Annotated in this window: 11 protein-coding genes and 1 pseudogene; 2 read left to right on the top strand and 10 right to left on the bottom strand. The window is 34.9% G+C overall.

Features of this window, described 5'->3' with window-relative positions:
* Window positions 1-6: 6 nt before the first annotated feature.
* The 3 genes from L0M13_RS06030 to L0M13_RS06020 are packed head-to-tail and all read right to left on the bottom strand — an operon-like array spanning window position 7 to window position 3,401.
* Window positions 7-972, bottom strand: coding sequence for a TIR domain-containing protein (locus L0M13_RS06030; RefSeq protein WP_235198736.1), 966 nt, complete (start codon window positions 970-972; stop codon window positions 7-9).
* Between the two features lie 12 nt (window positions 973-984).
* Window positions 985-2,292, bottom strand: coding sequence for a hypothetical protein (locus L0M13_RS06025; protein WP_235198735.1), 1,308 nt, complete (start codon window positions 2,290-2,292; stop codon window positions 985-987).
* Window positions 2,250-3,401 (bottom strand): ATP-binding protein, encoded by a 1,152-nt coding sequence (locus L0M13_RS06020; protein WP_235198734.1) that lies wholly within the window; start codon window positions 3,399-3,401, stop codon window positions 2,250-2,252. The genes L0M13_RS06025 and L0M13_RS06020 overlap by 43 nt, the downstream gene beginning before the upstream one ends.
* Before the next feature lie 654 nt (window positions 3,402-4,055).
* Between L0M13_RS06020 and L0M13_RS06015 the strand changes: the two genes are divergently transcribed.
* Both L0M13_RS06015 and L0M13_RS06010 read left to right on the top strand, forming a co-directional pair.
* Window positions 4,056-4,754, top strand: a complete 699-nt coding sequence (locus L0M13_RS06015) for a hypothetical protein (protein ID WP_235198733.1) — start codon at window positions 4,056-4,058, stop codon at window positions 4,752-4,754.
* A 28-nt stretch (window positions 4,755-4,782) separates the two neighbouring features.
* The gene (locus tag L0M13_RS06010) at window positions 4,783-5,910 is read left to right on the top strand and encodes a helix-turn-helix domain-containing protein (protein ID WP_235198732.1); all 1,128 of its coding nucleotides are present in this window, start codon (window positions 4,783-4,785) and stop codon (window positions 5,908-5,910) included.
* An 80-nt stretch (window positions 5,911-5,990) separates the two neighbouring features.
* Here the strand turns inward: L0M13_RS06010 and L0M13_RS06005 are convergent.
* From L0M13_RS06005 to L0M13_RS05975, 7 genes and pseudogenes are all read right to left on the bottom strand, one after another.
* Window positions 5,991-8,977, bottom strand: a pseudogene (locus tag L0M13_RS06005) (type I restriction endonuclease subunit R).
* Between the two features lie 303 nt (window positions 8,978-9,280).
* Window positions 9,281-10,396 (bottom strand): IS4 family transposase, encoded by a 1,116-nt coding sequence (locus tag L0M13_RS06000; RefSeq protein ID WP_235198731.1) that lies wholly within the window; start codon window positions 10,394-10,396, stop codon window positions 9,281-9,283.
* A 354-nt stretch (window positions 10,397-10,750) separates the two neighbouring features.
* Window positions 10,751-11,656: a macrolide 2'-phosphotransferase gene (locus tag L0M13_RS05995; protein WP_235198730.1), complete on the bottom strand. Its 906-nt coding sequence runs from the start codon at window positions 11,654-11,656 to the stop codon at window positions 10,751-10,753.
* Window positions 11,657-11,701: 45 nt separating this feature from the next.
* Window positions 11,702-12,376 (bottom strand): YqeB family protein, encoded by a 675-nt coding sequence (locus tag L0M13_RS05990; RefSeq protein WP_235198729.1) that lies wholly within the window; start codon window positions 12,374-12,376, stop codon window positions 11,702-11,704.
* A 176-nt stretch (window positions 12,377-12,552) separates the two neighbouring features.
* Window positions 12,553-12,960 (bottom strand): hypothetical protein, encoded by a 408-nt coding sequence (locus tag L0M13_RS05985; protein WP_026682672.1) that lies wholly within the window; start codon window positions 12,958-12,960, stop codon window positions 12,553-12,555.
* 561 nt (window positions 12,961-13,521) lie between these two features.
* Window positions 13,522-14,295 carry an AraC family transcriptional regulator gene (locus tag L0M13_RS05980; protein ID WP_235198728.1) on the bottom strand — a complete coding sequence of 258 codons (774 nt, stop codon included), beginning with the start codon at window positions 14,293-14,295 and terminating at the stop codon, window positions 13,522-13,524.
* A gap of 26 nt (window positions 14,296-14,321) precedes the next feature.
* Window positions 14,322-14,897 (bottom strand): LysE family translocator, encoded by a 576-nt coding sequence (locus L0M13_RS05975; RefSeq protein ID WP_235198727.1) that lies wholly within the window; start codon window positions 14,895-14,897, stop codon window positions 14,322-14,324.
* Between the last annotated feature and the right edge of the window lie 76 nt (window positions 14,898-14,973).

The raw sequence follows: 14,973 nt of genomic DNA, 5'->3' as shown, positions 1-14,973 counted from the left end.
AATGAATTATTCATTAATTACATCTAATATCTCTTTAAAGTCATTTTTATACATATCTTTGAATGATCTTCCTACTTTATCGCTTAACAATTTAATAAAATCATCCATCGACGACATTATAGAATTTAGTTTTCGTTTGTCCTCTGTAATATTTACCATTAACTCTAAAGGAAGGTCCGCTTCACGAATTTCTCTATCCAATACCTTTTCTTCATTTCTCCAATAAGTAATATATTTCAGTCTATCTCTAGCGTTATAAATATTCGCTTCAAAGCCTTCGTATACATTTTCTTCTTTGTAATAAGTTACATCACCTTTACCAACTACTATAAAGAAAAGTTTTTTCTGATAATCCCTATCTTTCATTAATTGTGTAATTTCATACATGCAATTTAATGATTTTATGTATTCGCTCGTCACTACCGATATGACAAAATCATAATTTCTAATAGTTTTCATAAACTCATCTAAGCTATCTCTGTATTCTGTAATTTTTATATCACGGCCTATTTCTATGTCTTCATATTCGCTTAATTGATCTTCTATAATATTCACAAGATCACTATCTTTATGAGAATATGAAATAAACACCTTTTTTATTTTCATTTCTTCTATATCTCCGTCCTTGTTAACTGTGTAAGGTATATCTTTAACTTTTATTAATTCATCTGCTTTATCAATAGAAATATAAAAAAGCTTATGATCCTCGATATAAATATAATCATATTCTATTTTCACATTTCCATTTAGCAGCTCTAAAACTTCTTCTATTTTTAGCTTAAACACAAAATTTTTTATAATCAATGTTCTTCCATCATCTTTGATTCCAAAAATTAAATCTCCACCGTTACCATTTGCATAGGCAGATATATACCGGGCTATCTCAATACTATTTATAGTTGGATGAATGTATGTTGTATTTATTCTATCCTTTTCATAAATGCTTGCTATTATTTCCTTTTTTGTTCTCAATAATGATACTCCTCACGTATTTATTAATTTTCTTAAAGGGATTCTTGTTATTCCTGTGGTTTTGAGTAGGTCACCTAGTGTTACAATTTGTTGCCTTTCTCCATCATCGGTCCATAATTCATATTCTGTATCATCCAAAGCTTCATATTCTTCATCATAATAAAAAATAATTTGTTGAGAATCACTTGGACGAATAATAATTCTTTTTTCTTTTCCATCTTTAACAGCAGAAAATACAGTCTCAGAGTATTTTTGTTCTTTCCATTCTTCTAATGTTTGTGGCAGAGTGTAGTGTTTGGAACTTTTTAAATAGTCATATACATTCTCAATACTTCTAATTAAAATCAAATCAAAGTATTCTTTCATGTCTTTTGTAGATGTTACAACGTGGTTCAATAGACGCCGTATTTCATCTTCACTTAATTCGGGATTATTTATAATATCCCTTATGCTTTTGTGACTTTCAATAAGATCACCTAACTCTTCATACGTAATACCGTTTTCCTCTACTTTTTCTGCTATTCTCAGTCTTCTTAAATTTTCTTCAGTGGTGGATAACATCATCCTCTTAGAATATAAATTTGGAAATAGTTCTTTGGTTATTTCAGGTTCTTGCAAGAAAAAGTCTGTCAATTTATTAAATATGTCTTGAATACTTTTTGGTCTCTCTGCCTGGTTAAGAGATTCGTTATAAAGAATTTTCGACACTTCAGCTTCAATGCTTCTAGAAATTTTTTCGGTATTTCTCTTTTTATCATGGTGATCATCAAAATATTCATTAAAAGCTGTAATTTCTCTACTCAATAAATTCTTTTTTATACTTATCCCTAGTAAAGTTAAGATTTCTTTTAGTCCCTCGTGAATATTATCATCAAAATAGACCTCTTTAATTTCGATAAATTCTCCCTGCTGTGTTGGAACAAAAACAAATTTTATTACTTTTTCAAGACCTTCATCTTGTATCCATAAATTATAAAATTTATTTATCCACTCCAGTGTTTGGTCTTTTTCGTTAAAGAATTCATTTAATTTACTTATATTTACTTCTTTTAACTCATCATTTAATTTATAAAAATTAAAGTTACTGCTGAATACTTTTCTCCATCCTCCACTGCTGTCTTTAGTAGGTAAATCCCAAGCATTAATACTAGATAGTAGCTCCCAAAAAGAATCATCGTTTGATTCTTCCCTTGTTACTGGAATAATTACTTGATCTACGCCGCTATCATCTTTGAATGCTTTTCTCTTTCTTACTTTAGAAGTATGGGAAATTGGAATTATTTCTTTTTTTGAATATATTTTCGAATTTCTTGATAACAAATTTTTTGAAGGAGATATTCATCGTGATAATTTAAAATGCACACATTAAATGTATCGTTAATATTTTCTTTTTCAACACAATAATCTATGAACTCTTTATATAATGAGACAGCTTCATCAATCAACTTTCTATTTGTTGGATTATCATCTCTAATCGCATCACGATCTATTTCAACATCAAATTTTTCGGAATTTAATATTATAGGGAATGAATTTTTTTCTGTCCCTATCAACGGAAATTCGCAAAATAATTTCGGAATTCTATTAGATATGGGAAGGAAGTATATTTGATTATTATCAGTTTTAATGGGACATGCAATAGTGATGTCATTTTCTTTTAAGCATAGCAGCCTCTGTTCATTCCCATTTGAACTTTTAATATCTATAACCTTTAATTTCGGTTGTTTTTTTGAAAAAATATCTTCTCCTCTTTTATAAATTACTCCATTACATGTTATCGATCTAATGTTCTCATTAAAAGTTAGCACATATGGTAACGTTTCTATCAAGTCATTAATTCCTTGTTTTACAGATGCTTTAATCTCAGCGTGATCTATATTATAAATAAACTTTGTGGTCTTTGAATATTCTTCAAGTTGATTTTGTGTATCATTTAAAGCTTCTAGTTCTTCTAACATTGTCTGTATTTTTTCCATAATATCTAAAGGATCTTTCGAGGACCTATCGATAAAAAATTCTAAGCTCGTATATTCACCATCTGAACGGATGAATGCACCTTCAACCTTTACAACCTCAGATAGTAAATGAGTTGACATAAATCCAGTGCCGAATTTGCCGGTCTTTTTTCCTTCAGCCCTTTGCTTGGTTGAAATCTGTGTAATTAGAGAAAATAAGTTTTCATAAGAAAAAGGCACACCATTATGCTCAAATGTAACTTGGTTATTAGATAACTCTAGAGTTATATCAATTTTTCCACCATCTGGCGTACAGTCCGATGCATTTTGGATTAGTTCCCATATCCATCTTCTTCGAGCCTTCTCTTTTTTATGTGGTGACGATTCTTTCATAGTTTTTAGCTCGTTCCATATTTTAGTAGAACTAGCATCCAAAGTAGCTTGAAAATATATATCCTTTTTTGCGTCGTTCATTTATTTACCTCAGCTTTCCAATTGTGAATTTTGTTCCACTTTCATATATTTAAATACTTCTAGAGCTTTCAATCCTTTTAATAATAGTTTTATTACTTTTGCTTATAATTTAATCCACGAACCGCTGCTAGTTTAAAGATCTATATCCAGGGATAGGCCAGAGTTTTTCTAAACATTTTAGATAAAAATCTCGATTATGTAATATTTAAATCAGTTTATTTTGTATGAATTCCGTTTAAATTTTCTGTTTAATAGGCACCTTTATATTATAACAATAGCTTCCACGTCTTAATCAAATCTTCACTTTAATATTTTTGAAATTTATTTGTAAAGCTCCCTTTTTATCACTCTTATGAATCAATTAAAGAATCATAAAAAGAACCACTATAGAAGCAACATGTTATTTTATAAACTTATGCACTTCTAATAAATTTAAAAGAAGTAGAAGTATAAGTATTTATAGGAAAAACTTATCTTGATAAAGAATTCAATCTACTAATTTTCTTTTACTGCTTTTATACTTAGTTTTCATGAATTACTCTGCTAATATTTCAAACCTAGAAACTTTACACGAAACCCCGATTCCGTTATTCACTTGACAAAAAATATATAAAAGTAAATAATTAGTTTATCATTAAGTAGAGGAGTGAAATTATGGAATTGAAAGGTCAAACACGTTTAAATCGCTCTATAAATACACCATCGTACTTAAAGTTATCTTTTTATCAAAAGCAATTACTCGCAAACGCTATTTTTAAAGGTATCGATATAAGCAAGACTAAAAAAGAAAGTCTTTTTACAAATAAGCACCATCGTCCACTTGAATACGATTTAGTAAATGAGGAAATTCACCAGGCTGTTATGAAAGATAAGCAGTATCATCATAATAGTAAATTAGAAATTGCATTAGGAAAAGTTGCTTCTCATGAATATGTAAAGCTTTTCGATACTTCTAGAGATATAAATATTATTATTTGCAGATTACCTCTTAGCCAAGATAATTTTGATCATAGTTTGTATAGAGGCGAACATGCTCATAATAATTTTAATAGACTCGAAGAAGAATCTGTTGAATTTGAGAGTGTCATAACCGAAGCATTTCAAACAAACTTAAAATTTGAAGGTCTCAGCTCTCCTTTTGGAATAATTGTTTACTATGACTCTATTAATAAACGAATTTTTGAAGGCGCTCAAACACCTTCTCAAGAAAATTGGATTTATTTAGATGACATTTCTGAAATTGACCAAAATAAAAATATTATTCCATTCACTCCTTTACCTCTTGGAGATATTGATTTACCACTAAAAGCATTTAATGATGAAGATGAGGAAATTGATATCCCGTTAAAATAATTCTTATTTATTGAATGGGGAATATATTATGAAGAAAGTATTTGAAAGTGAATTTAATCCTGCAAGACTCAAAGAAGCAAGATTATTAAGAGGCTATTCAATTACCGAATTAGCAGCAGAATTAAACATAACAAGACAGGCAATCTCTCAATTTGAATTAGGAGATACTATTCCTAAATTAGAAACAGTATTAAATTTAATGAGCGTACTAAATTTTCCAAGATCTTATTTTTTCAAACCGAATAGCGAGCAATTTATTGGAAATACATTCTTTAGAGCATCATCAAAATTAACTAAAAAAATTAAAGACCTACAGTTTCAAAAATCTATTTATGGCTACGAAATTTATACTTACCTTTCACAATTCGTTGAATTTCCAACTTTAAATTTACCTAAATACCATTATGATTTAGGTTGGAACAAGCGAAGTATAGAACACTTAGCTCGATCACTAAGAGAAAATTGGGGACTGGGTACAAAACCGATTCCTAACATGGTTAATTTACTCGAGAAAAATGGAATTGTTGTTTTTTCTGTTGATACAGAGTCAAAATCTGTTGTTGACGCTTTTTATCAACATAGAAGTGATAGACCATTTATTTTTTTAGGGAACGATAAGCCTTCTGCTTTTAGAAGACAACTAGATGTTGCTCACGAATTAGGACATGCATTGATGCATCCACATGTTGAAGAATGGGATTCATTGAACAAAGAAGAACAAAAATTAATAGAGGAGCAGGCATTTTATTTCGCCTCGTGTTTCTTACTACCAGAAGAAGCTTTTACAAAAACTGTTACCTCTCTAAGTTTAAGTCACTTTATAGAATTAAAAACATATTGGCGTGTATCGGCAGGTGCCATGATTCATCGCGCAAAAGAAATTGGCTTAATGGATGAAAGTAGATATACGTCTATTCAAAAGCAAATTTCTATGAAAAAGATGCGTAAATCAGAACCAATGGATGATATGTACGCTGTACCACAACCAACTGTTATGAATAAAGCAATTAAAACAATTCTTAAACATGGTGTTAAGAGTTCAGAAGAGATTATTCTCGAGCTTTCATTACCTCAAGATCAAATCGAGCAACTTTGCAATTTAGAAAAAGGTACCCTTAATCGAATTGATACTGAGCCTACTATAAGATTACTTTAGCTTAGCGATATTAAAAAATGACCCAGCTGTATTTTACAGTCTTGGGTCATTTTTAAATCTGATTAATCTGAAGGTTTTATTTAACTATTCACTTCACTATAAATCTCATCCATCATATCTTCCATGATGAATGACTTGAACTCATCATTCTCCAAAATCTTCATAAAGAACTTCTCGTTGCTGCCGATACGATCGATGACAAAGTCCATGAAGGATTTTTCAAATGCGAATTTGAAATTGTCTTTCGTGTTATTTTTCGCTTTTCGCTGAATGTCTTCACTGGCCAACATATCTTCTTTCACTTGTTCACGTGATAGAAAATCTGTTTCTGTGAAATCTGTTCCAAAAAGCTCATTCAATTTATCAAGAATGGAAGAAAGGTTTACTTTTTCGTCTTCAGCTAAACCACCCGCTCCATGCATTTGTGGATCGAGTTCTTCCTCACCCGTCTTTTCCAGCTCGATGCTGCCTTCAAATACCTTCTGATTACGATAGTATTGCAGTGCAACATTATCAGCTATAAACAGATCTTTATCCGTGCCTTTACGTGGAAGCTTACGCAATAAATAAGTTAGGTAAATATAGAGTTTGTGAAGCTCGACATCTACAAAGGTGACAATCTGCAATACGAATCCATATGTACGGATAAACTTAGTGGCTGTACTTTTAAAGGTTTCCTGCTCTTCATCCGATAGTTTCTTAAATCGTTCAACTCCTTTATCCAGCCAAGCATTCAATTCAGACTGCGCTTTTGCAGATTTCTTAATGCCAGCGTTCACTTCAAGCTCATTGACAGCTTCTACTTCTTCTTCTGTATACACTTGGAACGGATTTAAATCCGACTGCAGATCATACAATAGGTTTGGATCCGTTGTTTCCGACAAAATCGTTGCTTCATAATACGGCTGGAAAGATGCTTGAATTTCTTCCGGATCATTCACAAAGTCCAATATGAATGTGTCGTGCTTCCCAGGGCAGGTGCGATTCAAACGTGATAATGTCTGCACCGCTTTAATACCACTCAATGGTTTATCTACATACATTGTATGCAGGAGCGGTTCATCAAAACCTGTCTGATACTTCTCAGCCACCAACAACACTTTATAGTCATCGGAGTGGAATTTATCAGGCAGTTCTCTTTCAGCAAAACCGTTCATCCCTGGTTCGGTGTAAGGGATTTCTCCGTCGTTCACCGTTCCGGAAAACGCGACGATAGTTTTTAAATCATCATAACCCTTATCTCTGATGTATTTATCAAAAGCGATCTTATAACGCACCGCATGAAGGCGGCTCGCTGTCACGACCATCGCTTTAGCTCGTCCACCAATTTTCTGTCGAGTAAAATTGCGGTAATGTTCAATGATAATTTCAGTCTTTTGTGAAATATTATGCGGATGCAACGACACGTATTGCGCAAGTTTTTTCGTCGCCTGCTTTTTGGATACTAGCGGATCATCATCAACTTCTTTAGCGATTTTATAGAACGTTTTATAGGCTGTATAGTTCTCCAACACGTCTAAAATAAAACCTTCTTCTATTGCCTGACGCATAGAATATAGATGGAATGCTCGTGGCTTTCCATCAGTTCCCAAAGTGCCAAATCTCTCAAGGGTCTTCGGCTTTGGCGTAGCTGTAAACGCAAAGAATGAAACATTGTCCTGCTTACCGCTTTTTAAGATCGTTTCGATGATCTTTTCTTCGGTGTCATCCATGTTTTCTTCCGCAATCCGGTCTTCCTCATAAGCATCTTCTAAGGTCTTGTCTGATAAAATATTTGTGAGTGCAGCCGATGCTTTCCGCCTTGTGAAGAATGCGCTTCATCAATGATAACGGCATACTTTTTACGGTTTAATCCAGAAACTTTTTCCATAATAAACGGGAATTTTTGCAGCGTCGTAATAATGATCCGTGTCTCACTATTAATAGCATCCGCTAATTGACTTGAATCCTTATCAATACGCTCTACCATCCCTGCTTTATGCTCAAGCTGATATACGGCATCCTGCAATTGCTTATCCAGCACACGGCGGTCGGTAATGACGATTACGCTGCTAAAAACCGCTTCATTATTTTCATCATGTAGTTTCGCCAAACGATGAGACAGCCAGGAAATCGAGTTGGTTTTGCCGGAGCCGGCGCTATGCTGAATTAAATAATTAGTACCAACGGATTTTTCCTGTACATCGTTTTCTATTTCACGCACAACATCCAGCTGGTGATAACGTGGGAAAATGAGCATTTCACGCTCTGCAATCACTTCACCATTTGAATCCAAAATATCGTCTTTTTTCAAGAATACAAAACGATACACGAGATCAAGCAGGCTATCGGGCGTTAAAATGTCTTCCCATAAATAATTTGTACGATACGAATGGTAGGCGGTCGGATTTCCTTTTCCACCGTTGTTCCCTTTATTAAACGGTAGAAAATAAGTTGCATTTCCTTTTAATTCCGTCGTCATATACACTTCATCCGGATCCACCGCAAAATACACAATAGCACGAGAATTAGATTGGAACAGCTGCTCTTTCGGATTGCGGTCATGAATCAACTGTTTTTTTGCATGCTCGACGGTTTGCCCCGTAAGCGGATTTTTCAGTTCCATCACAACAAGCGGCAAACCGTTTAAAAACAGCACCATATCGAGTGAATTCTGATTATCTTTTGAATAATACACCTGGCGGCTGACGTTAAAGCGGTTTTTCTCATACTTTTCTATAAGCGTACGGTTCATCGTCGTCGGCGGCTTATTATAGGCTAAATCCAGCGAAACTCCGCGGTCTTTAATACCTTTACGGATGCATTCGAGCAACCCGTGCTTTTTTATCTGGTCAACAATACGGACAAATACTTTTTTCTGATAATCCGCTCCATATGTTTTCTTCAATGTGCGCATCCGCTGCGGCTGCGTATCTTCCAAAAACGCAAAAAGCTCTTCTATGTCAATGGCATGCTCCTTAAATAAATGGCTGTCCTCACCTTCCAGTACCCGCTTATGATAGCCCGCACCAATCAAAGATGCCTCAATATTGGTTTCAAACCCCTTCTCTGACACATCTATCCTCATTCACTCACCCCATTATTTTTCGGCTACTAACTCACGTACATCGATTTTCCCAGTTACTGCTTCATAGATTAGAGATTGGCGGTATTCTTTTAGTTTTTGGATTTGAGATTCAATACGATCTATCACTCTGTAAATTTCTTTTTGTTTATCAAAAATCACTAGTGTTGCATAAATAATGACAAAATATTCAGTCACAACGTTTCAATTATTTTTGCCAAAAAGGGAAGCACCCGAATAAAGGTAGCACTGTCCATTTGGTAAATTTATACATTTCGGCAGAGGCGACACTGACAGAACAGCTTGTTACGGAACCTTTTCACTTCCGATTTTCCGAAGCCAGTACTGGGGATTTTTCCAAAGGTTGGCGACCAGTACACGCGAAATTCGTAAGATCGACACTCTACTGTTCGTGTCCATTTGAACAAGCACGTTCAAGCAGTAGGCAATCAAAGCAAGGTACACCTGGTTTTTCACGGCGTTTTCGCTTTGACCATAAAAATGCTTGATTTTCACGTGCTGCTTAAGCCATTTGAAGAACAGTTCGATGGCCCAACGGTTCCGGTAAATATCACTGATTTCCTCTACGGAAATATCGAAGCGGTTGGTGATCAGACGCAACACATCGCCTTTTCCATCTGGGAGAACGATAATTCGGAAGACATTTTCTGTACAATTGGTGGCGTTTCCCACGAATGCCATCGAATCGGAAACAGCATCGCTTTCTTCCGGAAGTTCAAATGTTTCGACTGAATGGATGACGGCTTTGTTTTTCAATCGGGAAACGAAAAAGATGCCGTCATCTGTGAAGGTATCAAAGCGTTCATAGTCGATATAGCCGCGGTCAAAAACATACATGGCTTCCTTGTCGTCCACCAGCACTTCCAGCTGATTGCGATCGGATTCCTTGGCATGGGTCATGACTTCTTTGTCCGGATAATGCGTTCCGTATTCATCGTAAACCAGTCGCAGATGCAGTTTGATCCCCGCTTTGGTTTTTCGGAATTCCGTCCAGTTGAAATGGTTCACATTCAAAGGAAGTGTCGTGGAATCAATGATTTTTAACAACATGCCCTTTTTCGGCGCTCGCTTTTGCGCGGCAATCTGGCTGACCAGCTGCTGGAAAAGATTCGACAGAATCGCTGGATCCAACTTGTTGTTTTTACGGGAAAGCTGCGACACACTGATGGACTTCACGCCAACCGCCCGCTGAAAATCGGCGTTCGTTAACGCTGCTTCAAGCGCATGAAGACTATCCGCCTCGGTCAATTGCGCGTGCAGCATCAGCAGCGTATACGCCTGTGTCGTCAGTTTTTTCGTGTACCGGTCTTGCCCGTGAATTTTCACGTTTTCGTTGAATTTCTCAAAATTAATGGCGTGAAGCCATTTACCAAATGAAGTTTTTCGTGTATTCTTGTCCATGCGTGAGTCCTTTTTATTGGATTTGGACAGGAACTACCTGACCTTTCCATTATAAAGGACTTTTTCTTTTGGTTTTCATCGGTTTTTGAATGTTTTATGAATTCCTAATCTTCAAAATAAATTAATGCAACACTAGTGGGAGATAATAGAGAAAAGATGTTTGAACCCTTATTAGGAAAGGGATTTTGGGGATATTGAACCAAAAGAAAAAGACTGGACCACTATTGGATCCAGCATCGAATTATTTATTGATTTTACGATTGAAAAAACCAATTGAATAATGCATAACGGACTGCTCGCTGCTCTTCTAGGTTCCTTTACCGTTCGGAAACCAACTATTTAGCAGGGAGAAAGTTACACTCCAGTTAAACCTAATTCTTTTTTGGCCATCTGTACATATTCATCCATACCAGATATTAAGGCGAATTCAGCAATTCCAACTGGATAAGCTGCGTTTAATTCAATGATATGTTCCTTCATCTTCGACCAATGGTATCCTCCCGCTTCTTTGTACGCTTTGATGAGTTCATCAAGACCTTCTTCACCAAATACTCTATAGTGGCCAACGAAATCAGTTGATATATCAGCTACCTTTGCTTCCGTCCAATCAATTAAACCTGTTACATTTCCTGACTTTTCAATGAGGATATGTCCTGGGTGCAAATCTCCATGAATCATCCCTGTTTCTTTTGGCCACATTTCTTCATCGTTCAGCCACGACTGCCATCTATTCCATAACTCTTCTCCCACCCCAAATTTCTCCTTAACAGCATCCATTCGGTCTCGCATGATTTGTTTTACTTCCTCTGGTGTTTGAACGACAATTCCCGCTTCTGCTGCTTGTTTTTGTGGAATACGATGAATCATCGCCAATGTTTTTCCTAGTGTCTGATAAAATCCTTCCGGAATATTATTTTCATCAATTTCAAAAACATAGGCTTGTGCTTCAGGGTCGATGGTTCCTGCCGGAACACCACGTAACTTTTCATATGCAATCAGCTCTTCTGTGTAAACTTCCCAATTAGGAGCTTCAAAATCTACGTATTTGTTGATAAGATCCAGTGCGGTTTTTTCTGCCTTCGTTCTAGGAAATACATCTGACCGCCTCGGAATCCTTAGTGCCCATTCCTTTCCTTCCTGATCCTTAGCAAATACAACCTGAAAGTCTAATCCAGATTCATTAAAAACCAAAGTATCCTCTAACAATTGGAGACCATGTTTTTCTGCAATTTTCAATACTTCTATTTTTGTTTTACTCATTACTCATCACATCCAAATCACTTTTTTGAAATAATAGAGACAATATTAGTTATGAATATTGCGTATATATTGATCCGCACCTTTATCTTTCACAACAAATCCAAGCTCATTTAAGTCCATTCTTAAATGTTTTATTTTTCTCTTGTCTCCTTCTCTAATTGCTTTCCTACGTTCATATAATATGGCATTGACGTTCTCGCCAACCGTACAATCTTCAAGAGTCCAGAGTTTGTAGTCATCAGCATAGGGATCTTGTTCACTCCACGGATATTGATGATATAGAAAGCCCTCTCGTACTTTCGCCTTTTTTATATCTGTCTTTTCTCTTAAAAGTTCTTGTCCCCTTTTTCCAGTTATTACAACTATATGATCCTCCATAAAAACTTCTTTAACATCTGATTTTGTAATTTTATTTTCTTTATCATCTTTATTAATCAAAATTTCAGTATCTCTAATACTCATTTTCAATGCTTCGCTATAGACTGTTAATGACAAAAGCACCCCTATAATTACACCTGTAATCATCAAGACAATAGACACCCAAAAAGGGTTAAATGAATCGAATAGTTCAATGACCTTTGAATCAGTAAATAATGGTACTTTTTTTACTAAGTCAATCAATCTTGGGAGGAACCAGCCTATCGTTCCTAACACAACAGGAAATAAAACTACAAAGAGCTTTTCCAAGAAACCCATACCAATTGTGGATGTATCTTTCATATTTTTTTACTCCCTCATTCTATTTTTAAAATAGATGATTTTATTTCTGTTATTATTTCAGTATTAAGGAACAAAAATTGGACAAACAATAATTTTCTATCGTATATAGCTGGAAATCTAACCTTTTAAGTGGACTTGTATCAATGAGTCCATCAATCACAAACACTTTCTTTAATTCAGACTTTCTCCTTTGGTTTATCTCCTATTAATCCAAATAAAAACATCTGAGAAAATGCATACTTATTGTACGCTTTTGAGACAACTGAAGGAATTGTTAAATCAAGGTCCAAGTAAGTGGTTAGGATTAACTGGGTGAATTCTTTTTGATTCGTTAAGGCGTATTCCTGCAATTGTTTTACAAACTCCTTACTAACTTCCTCCCTTCCCCCTAGTGATTGTTGTAATTGGTACCCTGCCTTATATAGTTCAGCAGCTATATCTTCATCCGATTTCTGATGTTCAGCTACATAGTTGGAAATCCAGTCACGTACAAGGGATGAGGTATCTTTATTATTTTCTTTAGCAATCTGTTGGAAATTCTCCTTTAGTTCTTTTGATATACGTATGTGCAAATTCGTATCCATTAAAATTTTGCCTCCTTAAAATAATAAACTAATCATAACATCCTTGTGTTTACAATGTCAACACAATGTATTTACTAGTATTATTATTCCCCTGTTAAAAAGTCCTTCCCTGCCCAAATCACCCTCAAACCCATGCTGATCTAAGGGGCAACTTCTTTTCTCTTCTTTCCAATCTGTTATTAAGTTCTTCCCCAAAACCCCCGATTCCGCACTCTTTTTTCCCTTCTGAATTGTGTCGAATATTCCGTCAATGTTAAAGAGTTGGTACCGATAATGGAGGAAAGAATTTGGAGAAAAGAAGGAAATGCAGCAATTCTGGGGTGGTGTTTACAGTTAGGAAGCTAACTGAAAAGAGATTAGAAATCCTACGGATTTATGAATTGGGGAGACGACTGAAACCCTTATTGGACAAGGAATTGAAGGGATATTGAGCAAAACAAAAAGACTGGTTCACTATTGAATCCACCCTCAAATTGATATTGATTTTACGATTGAATAACGATTAACGGTTTGGTTGCTGCTCTTCCTGATTCCTTTTCCGATTGGATACCAACCATAGCCTCAATTCAACTGTAACATATATTCATATGCTGTTATCCCATATATTTTTTTAAAATGTTTGTTTAAATGGGTTAAATCAACAAAATCACATTCAGCTACCGTTGCATAAATATCTCGATTTTTATCTAATAATTCCTTAGCACGTTCAATCTTGCAGGTAAGGAAGTATTGGTATGGTGTAATTCCAGTATGAGATTTAAACATTCTAATAAACTGAAATTTTGATAGATTAAGCTCTTTACTTATTTCGTCAAGTTTCAGTACATTTCCTAAGTCAGAATGAAGCATTTCTTTTGCTTTTCTAATTAGCGTAATGTCTTTTTGAACTTCTGAAGGATTTGTTTGGATAAGACTATCTGTGAGGGATAAAAGTAATTCACTACATAACGCCTCATCCTTTTCATTGAATATTGCACTAGCTAGACTTAGCACTTCTTGTCCTAGTTGATCATCATATACAACAGGTTCCCTAAACAATACAATATCCTTTTTATGAGAAGCATCTAAAAGCAACTGTGGATCAATATACAGCATCATATAATCCAGGCCCGACTCATCATGAGCCATTCCGTCATGTGGCTGTTCTGGATTAAAAAGCATCACACCTTTTGGATAGGATAATTGTAAACTACCATCCAAATAGTAATGTTGAATACCACGCAATGTTACACCAATTGCATACTCCTGATGATAGTGCTTTTTATACTTAAAATCAGAGAGACTAGCTGACAACGCTGTAATACCCGCTACTTTCTTATAGCTAAATTTATCCACTTTACTCACCTCTTTAAAAATCTGCCCTACATCCATATCATGATTGTAGCATACACTAAACATAGGGACATGATGACATTAACAACCCTTGTATGCCTTTGTAAAAACTTCTTAAAGAGTGCACCGAAAAAAACCCAAGCAATAAATGCTAAAAATCCAATCATCGTTATAACAATAACATTTAATGACACAGCAGGTAAATCGGTATAGTATGGTAAAACAAAGCTAGGTATGACAGTCAGAGTAAATAAGACGACTTTTGGATTTAAAAACTGCATAAGGAATCCTGAGATAAATGTTCCCGTTTTATTTGATGTTGATTCTGATGTATCCATTTTATAGATTTGATAAGAAAGGTAGAGCATATAAATGGTTCCAATAATCTGCATACCAATTAAAATTTTGGGAATGACAGTTATCAGTACCGTATTTAACATCGCAGATAGACCAAGTAATAAACCAAAAGCAATCGTTGCTCCATACGTATATTCCATTGCCTTTTTGGCCCCATAATTATGCACTGTGGACAAAATGACGATATTCGTTGGTCCTGGAGTAAAAGTCACAATAAAACAGTATATGATAAAAGATGTAATATCCATGATGAAAACTCCTTTCTGTGTTATCATATAAATATACATCTAAAAATTTAATGGGATATAGTATATTATTGCAGGT

The sequence above is a fragment of the Planococcus sp. 107-1 genome (assembly GCF_021513255.1).
GTDB lineage: Bacteria > Bacillota > Bacilli > Bacillales_A > Planococcaceae > Planococcus.
The sequence above is the reverse complement of the archived record's forward strand: the minus strand, read 5'-3'. Positions and strand labels throughout refer to the sequence as shown.